This is a genomic window from Roseibium sp. SCP15 (assembly GCF_040329435.1).
Classification (GTDB): domain Bacteria; phylum Pseudomonadota; class Alphaproteobacteria; order Rhizobiales; family Stappiaceae; genus Roseibium.
Window position 1 is genome coordinate 606,254 of the sequence record NZ_JBDZYI010000005.1, and the last position, 14,966, is coordinate 621,219.

The following is a 14,966-nucleotide window of genomic DNA, read 5'->3' on the forward strand; positions in this document are numbered from 1 at the left end:
GGTGTCTCAGTTTCTGATATTCATTTATGCGATAACAGGATCATTTCATATTAATTGATGGAGCCCAGTCTGGCTTGTTAGTGGTTTTGGAAAGTGGCCGAAACGAACAAGGCAGACCATGCATAGCTATCCCGATCTCCACCTATATATCGACGGTCGGTTCCGGAAGACCGCGGAGACGTTGCCGGTCCTGAATCCGGCGAATGAAGAGGTGATTGGCGCGCTTCCCATAGCGCGTCAAACCGATCTGGATGATGCTCTGCAGGCAGCTGAGCGTGGCTTCCGGATCTGGAGCAGAACAGCCCCTCGCGAGCGCAGCGATATCATCATGAAGGCCGCTCGCCTGATGAGGGAACGGATCGATGATATCGCCTTTTCCGTTACCCTGGAGCATGGCAAGCCTTACCGGCAGGGACAGCTGGAGGTCATTCGCGGCAGCGAGTTCTTCGAATGGGACGCGGGCGAATGCCAAAGGCTTTACGGGCGCGCGATCCCGGGTGCTCCGGGCATTCGCCATACGGTGCTGCGCCAGCCGATAGGAACCGTTGCCGCTTTTGCTCCCTGGAATTTTCCGATGAGCCAGCCTGCTCGCAAGGTCGCCGGAGCCTTGGCTTCCGGGTGTTCGGTCATCCTGAAGGCGGCAGAAGAGACACCTGCCGGAGCTTTGCATATTGCGCAGGCATTTCACGATGCGGGCCTGCCCGCAGGTGTCCTCAATCTGGTGTTCGGTGTTCCGTCTGAGATTTCGTCCTACCTGATCCCGAAGGACCAGATCCGTCTTGTCGCCTTTACCGGGTCCACTGTTGTCGGCCGTCACCTGACGGGACTGGCGTCCGACCACATGACGTCCGTCCTGATGGAGCTCGGGGGACATGCCCCTGTTGTCGTTTGCGACGATGTTGACCCGATGCAGGTCGGGCCGATCTGTGCCAGCCGCAAATATCGTAATGCGGGCCAGGTCTGCACCTCGCCAACCCGGTTCTATGTCGGTCGGACGCAATTCGATGCCTTCACGAATAGTTTCGTCAGGAGTGCTGAAGGTATTGTCGTCGGCGATGGATTGGAAAACGGAACTGAGATGGGGCCGGTTGCCAATGACCGGCGGCTTGAGGCCATGTCGGAACTGGTGGAAGACGCCGTTTCCTGCGGGGCGGAACTTCGCGCCGGTGGCCGAAGGATCGGGAGCAAGGGATATTTCTTTGAACCGACCGTTCTGGCCAATGTGCCTGACACGGCGCGGATCATGTCGGAAGAGCCGTTCGGGCCGATTGCAATCATCAATCCGGTAGACACCGTCGAAGATGGCATCCGCCAGGCAAACAAGCTGCCGTTCGGCCTCGCGGCTTACGGTTTCACGCATTCTGCGGCCAATGTCGAAAAACTGGTGGATGGCGTGGAGACGGGCAACCTGTCGATCAACACGCTTGAAGCCTCACTGCCTGAAACGCCATTCGGCGGCGTCAAGTCAAGCGGCTACGGCCGTGAAGGTGGCGAAGAAGGGCTTCACCATTACACGGTCGTCAAGAACGTCTCGCACAAGATCGCGATTGACTGAGGGGTCAGTGCATTGTCGCTGCCGCGACATGAAGGGCTTCCAGGAAAGCCTGACAGACAGGCGAGGGGTGGCCGTGTTGTCGGTAGGACACGCCGACCGGGCCCGAGCCGAAAGGGACCTTCCAGTCGATTGTCTTGAGGCAACCCAGGGCAATGTCCTGGGCCGGAACGTGCGCCGGCATCAGGCCGATCAGGTCCTGAGACTGCATCAAGGTGCGATTGGTCAGATAAGAAACGGATTCGAATATCATCGGCGGAACGTAAAGCCCCTGCTCGATGAAGAACTGGTCGAGCTGCCGGCGCAGGCTTGTCTCGATCAGCGGCATGATCCAGCCGAACGGTTTTAGCTCCTCGAAGGAAATGTCGTTCCTGTCCGCCAGAGGGTGGTTCGGGCCGGTGACGGCGACAATCTTTTCGTCGTAGAGTTTTTCCTGAATGATCTCGCTGCGATGCCTGTGGGTCGGCAATCGGCCGACGACCAGGTCAATCTCTCCGGAGCGCAGGGCGGGCATCAGAATTTCATTGGTACCCTCCACCACCTTGATGGCAACGTTCGGACGTTCACGCATCACGGTTTCAATCGCCATTGGAAGCAATTGCGGCGAGGCCGCCAGAAGCGTACCGATTACGACCCGCCCGCTACTGCCTTCATTGAGATCGTCGAGTTCCTGCGCCGCATTGGAAACCTGCGCGAAGATCAGTTTGCCGTGGCGGATGAGCGCTTCGCCGAAAGCGGTCGGAACGACGCCTCGATTGGTGCGGTCAAACAACTGCACCTCGAAATCGAGTTCAAGGTCCTTGATCATTTTGGTGGCTGCAGGTTGAGAGACATTCAGCTCCCGTGCCGCGTTCTGGATATTGTTGTGCTTGCCAACGGCAACCAGGAGCCGCAGCTGCTTCAGCTTGAGCCGTGTGAGTACGCGTTCAACGATCCGGGTGTGCCGCGCCGCCATGAGGTTCCTAAAAAACGATTGTGCCTGTCTGTTGTTCTATAGAGCTGATTACGCTCATTGCGGCAAGAGCCGAGCTTCTCGGGTTGTCGGCCAGCGCCTTGCCCGAAATCCTGAATTCAAAGGTTCCGAATTCTCCTTCGGCCTGAATTTCGTGAATGTTCGACGTGATGCGAGGATCTGCAATCAACTCCACCGCAGTGTTGTCGAAGCCGATCCCGGCCAGTGCGACGGCCGCCGCGACATTGGCGTTTTTCGGGTATTCGATTGCAGCCTGACGGGCTGATCCCTGGAAGTGAGTTTGTGGTGCATCCTTCAAGGCTTGAAGGTCGAGCTTCGTTGCGGCCGGCGAACCAAGCCATCCCGCCGGCGGCTTGCGGCCGGTATAGCGAACCGAGGTGAGGTGGCCGACGCGCGCCGCCTGCAGGCAATCCAGCGCTCCGATGGCGCCGCTGGCCAGGTGGAGTTTGCTGTCGCCTTTCGCCGCTGCGTTTTTCAGAGCGGAATGGAGGTCGTCGTCTGCAAGAGCGCCGATGGAGACTGTTGTCAGGTTCCGGCCGGTAACGAGTATGTCCGGACCGTAGTCGCGAAGCCCCGCATGTCCGGCACAGTCGATCACGTGCTCTACATCCTCCGGCAGATCGGCAACGCGATAAAGGACACTCGGTTCCTCGGCAGCTGGCCGAAGTTCTGAGGCTGCGCTGTCTGCACGCAGGAGCAGGGCTTCTACCGCGTGTCCCCGGTCAAGTAGATTGGATTTGACATATTGGGCGATGGCGCCGTTGCCGATCAGGGCGAATTTCATCAGGACCTCGATTTTGGGCAAAATCTAACTGCAAAAAACGTCCACTTGATATCCATTCTTGTTATACCGGCTTGCGTTCTTTGAATTTGGTTTTGAAACGTCTTTTTGGTCCTATCCGGCAACAATTTGCCCGTGGTTGGGTGTTGCGGATTTGGGACTTCGGCCGATGAAATATTCAAGACTAGATGCGAAAGACTACGCCAGAGAATACATGCGCGGAATATGGGCTGCGGCTCTTAATCCGTTCAACGAGGACCTGTCGTTGGACGAAGCCGGTCTGCGGTCGAATATTCGCCACTGGATAGACGACCTGGATATCCAGGGACTGTTCATCGCAGGCAAGCAGGGCGAGTTCTTTTCCATGTCCCTGGAGGAGCGCAAGCGCAACTTCGAAATTGCCGTTGACGAGTGCGACGGCAGGGCCGGAACGATCATGTCCGTTTCCGACCAGAACCTGAACACCGTTCTGGAACTGGCACAGCATGCGCAGGACTGCGGCGCGGACTATGTGGTCGTTCACGCGCCGGTTCTGAGTTTCGTGCAGGATCGCGGCGAGGTGCTTTACCAGTATTACAAGGCGATCTGCGACAAGGTTGATATCGGTATCGCGATGTGGAGCCACCCAGATTCCGGTTATCTCATGAAGCCGGAGGAATGTGCCCGGATTGCCGATCTGCCGAACATTGTCGCGATAAAGTACTCGGTGCCGCGCGAGATGTATGCCCGTCTTACCCACATGGTCGGGGACAAGATCCATGTCTCGACAGCGTCGGAAGAAGAGTGGTTGGACAATGTCGAGGAACTGGGCTGGAAGCTCTATTTGTGTTCCTCACCTCCCTACCAGCTGCAGACGCGCAACGACAAACGGATGGATGAGTATACAAAGCTTGCTTTCGCCGGGCGTTTTGACGAAGCGCGTGAAATCCGTGACAGCCTGAATCCCGTCCGTGAGGCGATGAAAGCCGCGCGTCCGACCGACAAGCCGCAAGCCTTTGGAAAATACTGGCTGGAACTGCTGGGTCAGGTTGGTGGCCGGGTCCGTGCACCGATGCTTGAACTGACCGATGCTGAAAAGCTGGCCGTTCGCAACGCATTTGAAACCTGCGGACTGAAAGTCTGAGCGAGCTTAGGCGAAGCACCGGAGGGGTGGCCGCCGTTGTCTAAACTTGATGTCGGCACCAATCAAAAAAGAAACCCCGCCGAAGCGGGGTTTCGAATTTCCTAAGTCCTGTGGTGGAAACGCCTATTTTATCGGCGCCAGGACCATCACCATCTGGCGGCCTTCCAGCTTCGGAGAGGATTCCACCTTGGCGATTTCGGCGGTTTCTTCCCGAACTTTGTTCAGGAGTTTCATACCGAGATCCTGGTGTGCCATTTCACGGCCGCGGAAGCGGAGCGTGACCTTCACCTTGTCACCGTCATTGAAGAAACGCAGCATGTTTCGCATCTTCACCTCATAGTCATGGGTGTCGATGTTCGGACGCATCTTGATCTCTTTGATCTCAACGGTCTTTTGTTTCTTGCGAGCTTCTGCAGCTTTCTTCTGAGCCTGGTACTTATACCGGCCATAGTCCAGGATCTTGCAGACTGGCGGATTGGCATTCGGCTGGATTTCTACCAGATCCAGACCTGCATCCAATGCGATACCCATCGCTTCTTCGGTCGGCACGACGCCACGGTTGGCGCCTTCGTGATCAATCAACTGGACTTCGCGAACGCGAATTTCTTGGTTGGTGCGCGGGCCTTCCTTCGTAGGAGGCGGGGCGCGGAACGGACGGCGAATGGTCGCAATCTCCTCTATCGTTTCTACTAGGCGCTAGGTTTGGCTCGGTCCATGCACGAAAACCCTCGGAACATCTGTACCGAGGTGTTTGCTTGTGCGTGTCCTAACGCCATGCCTTAAGCTCCTGCGAATTCGGCCAAAAGTCAACCGAAAACAGCGCTTTTGGCGCGATCCGGTTGTGTTTTTGCTCCTCTGTGTCGCCTGTGGCAGCTTGAACCTGCCATCCTGCGCACAGCTTGCAAATGTGCCTGTTGTATTTTGACGGGCAAAGAGTCAAGTAGGGAGCGGGTGTGTCATTTTCAGGGAAGGATGGAAATTGGACGGTGGAAAGTTTCTGGTTCAGCTCCTGAAGATCGTTTGCGGATTCATTTTCGCGCTCATAGCTTCAAGTCTTTTTCTTGCCTGGGGCTTTTTTCAGGCCGCTCATCCCAGTGAAGATCCGGTCGCTTTCGCAACCATGGTCGGAACGGGTCTTGTCGGCGCGAGTGTTGTCGGAGCGGCGGCCCTTGTCCCGGCTGCAGTTCTCATCACCGTCGCCGAACTGGTGCGCCTGCGAGGTGTGATCTTTCATGTAGCGGCCGGAGGTGGTGTGGCATTTCTGCTTTGGACACTTGGTGGGCCGGCCCAGGTGGAAGGCGTCAGACCCGGCAGTTCCGTTGCACTCGCAGCGGGATTTCTTGCGGGCTTTGTCTATTGGCTGGTCGCCGGCCGCACGTCGGGGGCGTGGCTGGGGAACTCGAAGCCGGACCTTTCCGGAGCGGACTGACCCGCAAGGCCGACGTCAGTCGAGTTCACCTTCCTTGAGCGCATCCCGCGCGGCCTGATAATGATCGTCCCGAATGTGACTACGGATCATGGCAATTGCCGCCATGAGAACAGTGGCATCATCGCCAAAGCCGACGCCGATCAGAAAATCAGGAATCGTGTCGAGCGGCAGGACGAAGTAGGCGAGCGCTGCAAGCAGGGTCGCGCGCACTTTGGTCGGCGTTGCCGGGTCAAGTGCACAGAAGTATCCGGCGACAACATCTTCCATGAACGGGATTTGCCGGGCGGCCTTGCGAGCTGTCCCAAGAAGTTTCTGCCGGATCGTCTGTTTCTGTTCTTCCTCCGGGCCGAGGATTTCAGGATCAAATCCGAGATCTTCGAAAGTCGTGTTCATGAAAACCTTCCCACCTGCTGTACCCCTTAAAGATAGGCTTTGCCTCACTAGTCTTCAACTTTGGCGGATTTTCACGCCATCAGTGCTCTCAAGGCTTGTCTTCCCGCTCGCGGCCCTAGTTTCATTGAAGTTACGAACTGGGAAATAGAGCAACACGTCATTGTCAGGGAGAGAATCATGAGATTTGGCAAGTTTACGACAGGCGCGCTCGCACTGGCCGGTTTGGCCACGGCGGCCATTGCAGGTGAAACCCCGGCTCCCGAGGGAGCGGAACTCTATTTTATCAACATCAAGGACGGGGACACGGTCAGCAGTCCGGTCACCATTCAGTTCGGCCTTAAGGGAATGGGCGTCGCTCCGTCAGGGACTGAGACTGAGAACACAGGTCATCACCATCTCATTATCAATGAGGCGATCGAAGGAGAGGAGTTGAACGAACCTATCCCGGCAGACGAGCAGCACGTTCACTTTGGCGGTGGTCAGACGGAGACCACAATCGAGTTGCCGCCCGGCACGCATGAACTTCAGCTTGTTCTGGGTGACTGGACCCACATTCCGCATAATCCGCCTGTCATGTCCGACAGGATCACGATTACGGTCGAATAGACCGAAAGAGGCTGATCAGTTTCTGCTATCCGACTGAAGCAGGGCGGCTGATGCCGCCCTCTCAACTTCAGGCGTTTCCGCGCGTTTCCAGCAGACGGCGGGCAATAACCTGTGCCTGGATCTCGGCCGCCCCTTCAAAAATGTTGAGGATGCGGGCGTCACACAGAACGCGGGAGATGGCGTATTCCTGGGCAAAACCATTGCCGCCATGGATCTGCAGTGCATTGTCGGCGGCCGCCCACGCAACGCGAGCGCCCAGAAGCTTCGCCATCCCGGCTTCCAGGTCACAGCGTTTGCCGGAATCCTTCTGCCAGGACGAGAAGTAGGTGAGCTGCCGCGCAATCATGAGCTCGGCGGTCATCATGGCAAGTTTGTCCGAAACGCGCGGGAAACTGACAAGAGCCTTGCCGAACTGGATGCGTTCTTCAGCATAGCGCAAACCGAGGTCCAGGGCCGACTGGGCGACGCCAAGCGCGCGGGCGGCAGTCTGGATGCGAGCGCCTTCAAAAGTTTGCATCAGTTGCTTGAAGCCTTCGCCTTCAACCTGACCCAGCAGATTGTCGGCTTTAACCTCGAACCCATCGAAGGCGATTTCATATTCCTTCATGCCGCGATAACCGATCACTTCAATCTCGCCGCCGCTCATGCCTTCAGCGGGAAACGGTTCCTCGTCCGTGCCGCGCGGCTTTTCGGCGATGAACATGGAAAGACCCTTGTAACCGGGCTCCTCAGGGTTGGTACGGGCGAGCAGGGTCATGATATCGGCGCGAACGGGATGGGTGATCCAGGTTTTGTTGCCCGAGATTTTCCAGGTGTCGCCGTCCCTGACCGCACGTGTTCTCAGCGACGCCAGGTCGGACCCGGTGTTGGGTTCTGTGAAGACTGCGGTCGGAAGGATTTCGCCGGAAGCAATTTTCGGGAGCCAATGTTCTTTCTGTTCGTCCGTGCCACCACACAGGATCAGTTCGGCGGCGATTTCCGAACGTGTGCCCAGGGAGCCGACGCCGATATAGGCGCGGGACAGTTCCTCCGACACCACACACATGGCTTCTTTGCCAAGCCCAAGCCCGCCATAGTTTTCCGGGATCGTCAGGCCAAAAACGCCGAGCTCGGACATCTGGTTGACGACGTCGAGCGGGATGTATTCATTCTTGAGATGCCATTCGTGGGCATTTGGCACGACGGTGTCTTCTGCGAAACGGCGCATCTCATTGCGGATCTGCTCCATCGTCTCATCGAGACCCGGGTCGCCAAAGGTCGAATGCCCGGCCTGATCACGGATGAGACGGGTTATTTCACTGCGAATACCGGCGGAGTTGCCGTTGTCGATCAGGGCATCGATTTCAGCGGTGCGAAACGAACCGGCTTCTTCACCGGAAATGCCGAGATCGGACAGACGGACGATTTCGCCCTGGTTCATGGGAATACCGCCGAAAATCTGGGCGAGGTACTCGGCAAATCCAAGCTGGACAATCTTGTCTTCCAGGGGCCCGTAGCGTCCTTCACCGGTAAGCCGGCGGGCATAGGCATCGAGCTGCCGAAGTGATTCGACATAGGTTGCCAGCCAAGCAAGGCCGTGCGTTGCCCGTTGTTCTTCGTCCATGCGGCGGGAGGAGATCCGACCGTCGTCCGTCACGAGCGCGCGCACTCGCTGCGCTGCAAGATCAAGCAGGCGGTCAAGTGTTGCAACGGCTCCTTCCGTTCGATCGGTAAGGCTATCCGGCGTGTTTGCTGCCGTCATAGCTGCAGTGGACATAGGCGATCTCCGTATTCATTTGTTGCGCAAACGCGCTTGTTGTTGAAGCTATGTTGCGTCGCACACCGTCATTTGTCGAGCGGGAATTTCTTCACCTTTTGGAGGAGGCAGTTTTCAGAAGTCACCACTTGACGGGAACAAGCTGCAAAGGCCACATCAGTTCATGAGCTTGCGCCAGACATTTGTGGTCACATATGCCGTCCTGAAAGATGCCATCGGACACTTCACCCGGGATGACGGCTTTGCAATGGCCAGCCATGTGGCGCTGTCCGGGTTGCTGGCAATCTTCCCGCTTTTGATCTTCATTGCGTCGCTGGCAGGTTTTTTCGGGTTTAACGACGCGGCGGACACGGCCTCCGATCTTCTGTTCGATGCCTGGCCGGAAAGCGTTGCCGCTCCCGTTGTGCGTGAGATTCACAACGTGCTGACGGTCCGCCGTGGAGACCTTCTGACATTCGGTGCGGTTGCCGCGCTCTGGTTTTCGTCAAATGGGGTCGAGGCCCTTCGCACGGCTCTCAACCGGGCATATCGGCAACAGGAACCCCGATCGATTATCTTCCTCCGCCTGCAATCTCTGGGACTGGTGCTTCTTGGGGCGGCCATCCTGCTGACATATACGTTTCTGGTGGTTCTCGCGCCGTTGGCAATAGAGACCCTGAAATCCTACGTGCCGAAGGTCGAACCCTTTCTGCTCTCCATCAACGTTGCGCGGTACACGCTCGCCGGTTCTCTGCTGGTAATCGGACTGTTCATTACCCATTGGCTGCTGCCGGCCGGCCGGCGGTCGTTTCAGGACCTGTGGCCGGGTGTGCTCGCGACGCTGATCATGTGGATCATCGCGGGCAGTGCATTTGGTGCCTACCTGGCAAGCTTCGCCAACTATGTGTCGACCTATGGCGGCCTGGCAGGGATCATGACCGCCCTGATCTTCCTCTATATCTGCGCTCTGGTGTTCATTCTCGGAGGCGAGCTGAATGCCGCGATATCCCGCCAGCGCCGCTATTGGGAGCGTCAGAAGAACAGGCAGGATCCGTCGCCTGCCATTCAGGCCTGAAGGCGTCGGTTTCGCGGTTTGCCGGCAGAGCCACGGATTGTCAGCACAGCGCTGATGACCAGAACCATTCCGCCAATCTGGACGTATGAGAGGGTTTCTTCAAAGAGGAAATAGCTCTCGACAGCCGTTGCCACCGGCACCAGGTAAAACAGGCTTGCGACCTGTGAAACCGCACCTTCGCGGATCAGAAGCATCAGGAGCAGGATTGCTCCGACCGACAGCCCCAGGACAAGCCAGACCATTGCAAAGATCAGTTCGCCTGACCACGTGATCTGCCAGGTTTCGAACAGGCTGAAGGGAACCGTTACCAGCAGCGCTCCGACATATTGCCAGGTGGTTGCCGCAAGGAGATCAACGTTCTGTGCAAATCGCTTCTGGTAGACGGTGCCGAAACTGATGCCGACCACGGCAACGAAAGCTGCTGCAATCGTCGCAGGAGTTATGCCTGTTCCGCTCAGGTCAAATTTCGGTCCAAGTACCAGAACGAGACCGGTCGCCCCGATGGCCATACTGATCCAGTGCTTTCCGGAGACCGATTCCTTCAGCAGCAGAACGGCCATGAACGCCGTCAGGACCGGTTGCAGGCCGACGATAATCGACGATGCGCCTGCAGGCATGCCCTGCTTGATCGCCCAGAAGACACCGCCGAGATAAACACCATGCACCAGCATGCCGATCACGATGCAGTGCAGGATTGCGCTCGGTGATGTTGGCCATTTTCTGGTCAGCAGCAATGCCAGCACAAACAGGATCGGCAAAACCACGATAAATCGTATTGTCAAAAATGCCCAGGGCTCGATGTATGGCGCACCCAGTTTGGAACCGATAAAGCCGGTTGACCACAACAAGACGAAGATAATCGGCGCGGCTTTGGTGAGAAAATTCAACTGCGGCCTCAATGGGAAAGCATGCTTCTGCAGGACTGCAGACAGCTGTGGTTTGGCATTTTATACGCTCGTTAACCGTAAATTGGCATTTTTGGCCAACTCTAAATCCGGTGTTGGAGCTATAGGGGACATACGCCGGTGGCCTTCGGATCGCAATCACCTTTTCAGATCTTGTCGAAATTGTCGGTCAAGGTAAGAGTTCTCGCGTTGAGCATGTTCACGATTGTCGGCCTGCTGGCAATCGGCGGGGTTTTCTTCTGGAGCCAGAGCGAGTTGAACTCCGCTTTCGCCCGGATGGGAGACAGTTCGATGCTTGCGGAGAAAGTCGCAAGCCTGTCGGAGACAGCAGCGACATTGCGTGCCGTCGAGAAGCGCTATTTGAGCGCGCCTTCTTCTGAAAGCTTTAATACGTTTGGCGAAAAGCTCGTGGAAGCGAACGAAGTCCTCGCAACTGTTGCGGCCAACCCCTCCGCGGCTGCATATCCGGCAGAAATCGCCGACGTGAAAGATACGCTGGAAGGGACGCAGGGCGCATTCGAGATGCTGGACAGTGTCCAGCAAAAGATCGGCTACGACGGATCTCAGGGATATCTTGCGGTTCTCAATGAAAAGACAGGAGCCGTAAAGCATCGGCTGCAGGAGGAAATGAAGTTCGGTGGCGGTCCGGACTTTGAGAAACTTGCCCGTGCCATCCTCGCCGTTCAGCTGGCGGAAAAAGAATTCACGATGAGCAACTCATCCGAGGCGGTTGAAGCATTCGAAACGCAATTCATGGCGTTCGAAAAACTGCTGAAGAAAGTCTACATCTCCGACTCGATCAAAAAAGAGCTGGCCGACAACATGGCGGTCTACAAGACGACGTTCGACGAGTATGTCGTTGCTTCTGCGGAGAAGGTCGACAATGTCGTGTTGCTTGAAACCCTGTTCGAGCTCGTGCCTCCGCATATTGCATCGCTGAGCGCAGCTGCAGCAGATATCCAGAAAGAAGCCGCCGCTCAGTTGGGGACAGCCAGGTCCATTGCAGCCTTTGCGATCGGTGGAACCATTGTTGGTCTACTTGTCTTGTTGCCGGCAATTGCCTGGCTGATCGGCCAGTCCATCGCGCGTCCGCTCGGCCATCTGCAAACCGCGATGGAAACACTTGCCAGCGGGCAAATAGATCTCGACCTTCCTGAAGTCGCCGGCAATACCGAGCTCGCGTCGATGAGCCGGACAGTGCAGGTTTTCCGCGACAACGCCGTCGAGCGCGCGGAACTCGCCGCCGCACAAAACGACGAAAACCGCCAGAGGGAAGAGCGTGTCTCGCGGCTTGATAATCTGATCGGCCGTTTCGAAGGCACCGTTTCATCGGCTCTCAACAATCTGGATCGTGCGAATGGTGAGCTGAAACAGACGTCGCAATCCATGGAAAAGGCAGCGGACGACGTTGCCGGTCAGTCCGATGAAGCTGCCGGCGCGGTCCGCAACGCAGCGGAAAACGTGACATCTGCGGCTCATTCGGCGGAAGAACTCGCCGCCTCCATTTCCGAGATTGCAAGCCAGGCCAACAAGTCGACCGAAGTGGCTCAGCAAGCTGTTCAAAGCGCGTCGTCGACCGTCGCAACCATGCAGGAGCTTTCCAGCGCGGCCGACCGTATCGGCGAGGTCATGGGATTGATCCGGGACATTGCCAATCAGACCAATCTGCTGGCATTGAACGCGACCATCGAAGCTGCCCGAGCCGGTGAGGCTGGCAAGGGATTTGCCGTTGTTGCGGCCGAGGTCAAGCAACTGGCCGATCAGACGTCCAAGGCAACAGAAGACATTGCAGTTCAGATCGAAGCGATCCAGGGATCTTCGGGCCAAGCCGTGCAGGCGATCGAGGATGTCAACAAGATCATTTCCGATATGGAAGGGCTGGCGTCGGCCGTCGCTGCTGCGGTCCAGCAACAGGACGAGGCCGTTCAGGCCATTTCCGAAAATGTATCCAACGCGTCTCAGCGTTCGGAAGAGGGTGTTTCCAGCATGTCCGCTGTCGGATCAGCTGCGGAACTGGCCCGGTCAAATGGTGCTGAAGTGGAGCAACTTGCGGAATCGCTCGGCGAACAGGGAGCTTTGATCCGCCAGGAAGTTGCCGACTTCCTTCAGGGTGTTCGCAGCGCCTGATTCCCGTTTTCTGTTTCAAACGCCGCGAAGTTAACTTCGCGGCGTTTCGTCTGTCTGGCGGGCGGTCAATCTTCGTGCTAGGCCATTGCACAAAGTATCAGAACCGAGCGTGAAGAAGGCGAAACGGAATGCAGGAAGAAGTCGTCATCGTCGGTGCCGGGCAGGCCGGTGCACAGGTCGCGCAATCTTTGCGGCAGGGAGGATTTGAAGGCCCGCTGCGTTTGATTGGTGACGAACCGCATCCACCCTATCAGCGACCACCGCTTTCCAAGAAATTCCTTGCCGGAGAGATCGGCGCAGAAGGGCTCTGGTTACGGCCTCCGGCGTTTTTCGAGACGAACAATATCGACCATATCCCCGCCACCAGGGTTGTTGCGATTGATCGCGGCAACAAACGGCTGAAGCTGGAAAACGGTGATACGCTCTCTTACGGCAAGCTGGTACTGGCGACCGGAACCAATGCCCGCCGCCTGAACCTGGAAGGAGCGGACAAGAAGGGCGTTGTAACCCTTCGCTCCATTGCCGACGTAGACGATATTCGCGAGCGGATGAATTCCTGTCAGCGCGTTGCCATCATCGGTGCAGGCTATATTGGTCTGGAAGTTGCCGCAGTCGCCAAGGCGCTTGGCAAGGCAGTGAGTGTGATCGAGGCGCAGGACCGCCCGATGAAGCGGGTTGTGAGCGAGGCGGTGTCCGACTACTTCACCAAATTGCACCGTGGTCAGGGCATCGATCTGAGGCTCGATACCGGCATCGAAGCCATCGTCGGCGATGGCGCGGTGAGCGGTGTCAAGCTGAGCAACGGAGAGACCGTTCCGGCGGAGCTGGTTCTGGTTGCTGTCGGGGCAGAACCGAACGATCATCTTGCAGATGAGGCAGGCCTTGAAGTCGACAACGGAATTCTGGTTGACGGATCAGGCCAGACCAGTGATCCGGATATCTATGCAGTCGGCGACTGCACGCGGTTTTATTCCAGCCGCTACCAGCGCTCTGTGCGCATGGAGAGCGTCCAGAATGCGATCGACCAGGCCAAAGCTGCGGCGCAGGCCCTTCTCGGACAAGAAGTCGATTATGATCCACTGCCCTGGTTCTGGTCCGACCAATATGACATCAAGCTGCAGATTGCAGGCCTTTCAGAAGGGTATGACGACACAGTGGTTGTCGGAGCGCCTGACAACAACAAATTCTATGTTGCCTACCTGAATTCAGGTCAGTTGATCGCGGTTGACAGCATCAACTCTCCGCGCTCGCACATGATGGCCCGCCGGGTGATTGGTGAGACGTGGCGCGAAGGTTTGTTGCCTGACGCATAAATATTGCATCGCGAGGCTTCCTGAGGTCGATGCCTGCAGGACGCCTCGCGACAATCCACCCGGTTTATTCGACATTTCCAAATTTCGACAGGAAGAACTCGGTCATTTCCTTGTTTCTGTCGTATTGATGCACGATCGAGAATGGACGTTTGTCTGCGGTTTTCACGAGGCCATCTTCGAATATCGGCAATGAATCTTCCGGCATGCAAAAACTCGGTGCTTTCGGACTGACATTCGCACTGACCGCGTGCAGGAGCCAGGGGACCCGCCAGTTCACTTTTTCGGACTTTTCCTTCCAGCCAGAAAAAGTAAGTAGCTGGTTGAAAGCTGCCTGGTCACCGCTGCGTTTGGTTTGATCGAAATAATATACAGCCAGCATGAAATCCATCATCGCTTCGTAGCGACCTGCAAAATATCCAGCGCAGCAGACTGGTAAATGCTCAACTCTTTTCAATGCGTGACGACCATAGGTCTTCAATACATTTCTTCGATTCCAAGGGTCCTGGTGTGTAATACTTTCTTCGCCGATGAGAAGATCTTTTTCCGGCGGGAGGTTCTCCGCGAGCCAGTTGAAAGGGTCTGACTGGAACACAACGTCCCTGGCATCTGAAAACGCTACAAAACGGATTGGCTCGCCAAGAGCATCCAGGTGCTCCTTTACAAGATGTCCGGCGTGAAAGAACCGTCGGTCGTAGATCTTGTCCCGAAATCGCAGGATGCGCTTGTTCCAGGACCATCGTATGTCAGAATAAAGCTTGTTTCCTTCGGAGCGATCTTCAATTTCTTCTTTTAATTGTGAGTAATAGTAACGTTTTTTCTTCCGGTCATGATCAAAAGTGATCACCAGCGAGCCCATATGTTCCATGTATTCGACAAGAAGTTCACTGACGTCGTAAGCCACGACAACTGTTCGACCCGAAAATCCCGTCGCCTTCAGAGAATTGTACCAGGCAG

14 protein-coding genes are annotated in these 14,966 nt (G+C 56.6%); 7 read left to right on the top strand and 7 right to left on the bottom strand.

Annotation, left to right across the window (positions count from 1 at the left end; genetic code table 11):
- Positions 1 to 118: 118 nt before the first annotated feature.
- Complete coding sequence (locus ABLO27_RS25915) at positions 119 to 1,555, top strand: NAD-dependent succinate-semialdehyde dehydrogenase (protein ID WP_353036987.1); 1,437 nt, start codon at positions 119 to 121, stop codon at positions 1,553 to 1,555.
- Positions 1,556 to 1,559: 4 nt separating this feature from the next.
- Here the strand turns inward: ABLO27_RS25915 and ABLO27_RS25920 are convergent, their stop codons facing one another.
- Positions 1,560 to 2,507 carry a LysR substrate-binding domain-containing protein gene (locus tag ABLO27_RS25920; protein WP_353036988.1) on the bottom strand — a complete coding sequence of 316 codons (948 nt, stop codon included), beginning with the start codon at positions 2,505 to 2,507 and terminating at the stop codon, positions 1,560 to 1,562.
- Between the two features lie 7 nt (positions 2,508 to 2,514).
- Positions 2,515 to 3,309, bottom strand: a complete 795-nt coding sequence (locus tag ABLO27_RS25925) for an aspartate dehydrogenase (protein ID WP_353036989.1) — start codon at positions 3,307 to 3,309, stop codon at positions 2,515 to 2,517.
- A 166-nt stretch (positions 3,310 to 3,475) separates the two neighbouring features.
- On the opposite strand from ABLO27_RS25925, the gene ABLO27_RS25930 reads away from it, so the two are divergent.
- Positions 3,476 to 4,429, top strand: a complete 954-nt coding sequence (locus ABLO27_RS25930; RefSeq protein WP_353036990.1) for a dihydrodipicolinate synthase family protein — start codon at positions 3,476 to 3,478, stop codon at positions 4,427 to 4,429.
- A gap of 123 nt (positions 4,430 to 4,552) precedes the next feature.
- Here ABLO27_RS25930 and infC read toward each other — a convergent pair whose 3' ends face one another.
- Positions 4,553 to 5,092, bottom strand: a complete 540-nt coding sequence (gene infC, locus ABLO27_RS25935) for a translation initiation factor IF-3 (RefSeq protein WP_353037037.1) — start codon at positions 5,090 to 5,092, stop codon at positions 4,553 to 4,555.
- A gap of 316 nt (positions 5,093 to 5,408) precedes the next feature.
- Here infC and ABLO27_RS25940 point away from each other — a divergent pair, with 316 nt between their 5' ends.
- On the top strand, positions 5,409 to 5,858 hold the full coding sequence (locus ABLO27_RS25940; RefSeq protein WP_353036991.1) for a translation initiation factor IF-3: 450 nt from the start codon (positions 5,409 to 5,411) through the stop codon (positions 5,856 to 5,858).
- A 15-nt stretch (positions 5,859 to 5,873) separates the two neighbouring features.
- Here ABLO27_RS25940 and ABLO27_RS25945 read toward each other — a convergent pair whose 3' ends face one another.
- A complete protein-coding gene (locus ABLO27_RS25945) occupies positions 5,874 to 6,251 on the bottom strand; it encodes a YkvA family protein (protein WP_353036992.1) in 378 nt (125 codons plus the stop codon).
- Positions 6,252 to 6,428: 177 nt separating this feature from the next.
- Between ABLO27_RS25945 and ABLO27_RS25950 the strand changes: the two genes are divergently transcribed.
- Positions 6,429 to 6,857, top strand: a complete 429-nt coding sequence (locus ABLO27_RS25950) for a DUF4399 domain-containing protein (RefSeq protein ID WP_353036993.1) — start codon at positions 6,429 to 6,431, stop codon at positions 6,855 to 6,857.
- Between the two features lie 67 nt (positions 6,858 to 6,924).
- On the opposite strand, the gene ABLO27_RS25955 is transcribed toward ABLO27_RS25950, so the two are convergent.
- Positions 6,925 to 8,613: an acyl-CoA dehydrogenase family protein gene (locus ABLO27_RS25955; protein WP_353036994.1), complete on the bottom strand. Its 1,689-nt coding sequence runs from the start codon at positions 8,611 to 8,613 to the stop codon at positions 6,925 to 6,927.
- 163 nt (positions 8,614 to 8,776) lie between these two features.
- Here ABLO27_RS25955 and ABLO27_RS25960 point away from each other — a divergent pair, with 163 nt between their 5' ends.
- The gene (locus ABLO27_RS25960) at positions 8,777 to 9,667 is read left to right on the top strand and encodes a YihY/virulence factor BrkB family protein (protein WP_417714849.1); all 891 of its coding nucleotides are present in this window, start codon (positions 8,777 to 8,779) and stop codon (positions 9,665 to 9,667) included.
- Here ABLO27_RS25960 and ABLO27_RS25965 read toward each other — a convergent pair.
- Positions 9,658 to 10,554, bottom strand: coding sequence for a DMT family transporter (locus ABLO27_RS25965; protein ID WP_353036995.1), 897 nt, complete (start codon positions 10,552 to 10,554; stop codon positions 9,658 to 9,660). The genes ABLO27_RS25960 and ABLO27_RS25965 overlap by 10 nt on opposite strands.
- Positions 10,555 to 10,767: 213 nt before the next feature.
- Between ABLO27_RS25965 and ABLO27_RS25970 the strand changes: the two genes are divergently transcribed.
- Both ABLO27_RS25970 and ABLO27_RS25975 read left to right on the top strand, forming a co-directional pair.
- The gene (locus tag ABLO27_RS25970) at positions 10,768 to 12,699 is read left to right on the top strand and encodes a methyl-accepting chemotaxis protein (protein WP_353037039.1); all 1,932 of its coding nucleotides are present in this window, start codon (positions 10,768 to 10,770) and stop codon (positions 12,697 to 12,699) included.
- 128 nt (positions 12,700 to 12,827) lie between these two features.
- Positions 12,828 to 14,012 carry an NAD(P)/FAD-dependent oxidoreductase gene (locus ABLO27_RS25975; protein WP_353036996.1) on the top strand — a complete coding sequence of 395 codons (1,185 nt, stop codon included), beginning with the start codon at positions 12,828 to 12,830 and terminating at the stop codon, positions 14,010 to 14,012.
- Between the two features lie 64 nt (positions 14,013 to 14,076).
- Here ABLO27_RS25975 and ABLO27_RS25980 read toward each other — a convergent pair whose 3' ends face one another.
- Positions 14,077 to 14,877, bottom strand: coding sequence for a hypothetical protein (locus tag ABLO27_RS25980; RefSeq protein ID WP_353036997.1), 801 nt, complete (start codon positions 14,875 to 14,877; stop codon positions 14,077 to 14,079).
- Positions 14,878 to 14,966 lie beyond the last annotated feature (89 nt).

Bases quoted from the DNA above. Each gene is read 5' to 3' on its own strand.
- ABLO27_RS25970 (WP_353037039.1), top strand. From the start codon at position 10,768: ATGTTCACGATTGTCGGCCTGCTGGCAATCGGCGGGGTTTTCTTCTGG.
- ABLO27_RS25925 (WP_353036989.1), bottom strand. From the start codon at position 3,309: ATGAAATTCGCCCTGATCGGCAACGGCGCCATCGCCCAATATGTCAAA.
- ABLO27_RS25980 (WP_353036997.1), bottom strand. From the start codon at position 14,877: ATGGAACATATGGGCTCGCTGGTGATCACTTTTGATCATGACCGGAAG.
- ABLO27_RS25915 (WP_353036987.1), top strand. From the start codon at position 119: ATGCATAGCTATCCCGATCTCCACCTATATATCGACGGTCGGTTCCGG.
- ABLO27_RS25960 (WP_417714849.1), top strand. From the start codon at position 8,777: ATGAGCTTGCGCCAGACATTTGTGGTCACATATGCCGTCCTGAAAGAT.
- ABLO27_RS25945 (WP_353036992.1), bottom strand. From the start codon at position 6,251: ATGAACACGACTTTCGAAGATCTCGGATTTGATCCTGAAATCCTCGGC.
- ABLO27_RS25920 (WP_353036988.1), bottom strand. From the start codon at position 2,507: ATGGCGGCGCGGCACACCCGGATCGTTGAACGCGTACTCACACGGCTC.
- ABLO27_RS25950 (WP_353036993.1), top strand. From the start codon at position 6,429: ATGAGATTTGGCAAGTTTACGACAGGCGCGCTCGCACTGGCCGGTTTG.
- ABLO27_RS25975 (WP_353036996.1), top strand. From the start codon at position 12,828: ATGCAGGAAGAAGTCGTCATCGTCGGTGCCGGGCAGGCCGGTGCACAG.
- ABLO27_RS25930 (WP_353036990.1), top strand. From the start codon at position 3,476: ATGAAATATTCAAGACTAGATGCGAAAGACTACGCCAGAGAATACATG.
- ABLO27_RS25955 (WP_353036994.1), bottom strand. From the start codon at position 8,613: ATGTCCACTGCAGCTATGACGGCAGCAAACACGCCGGATAGCCTTACC.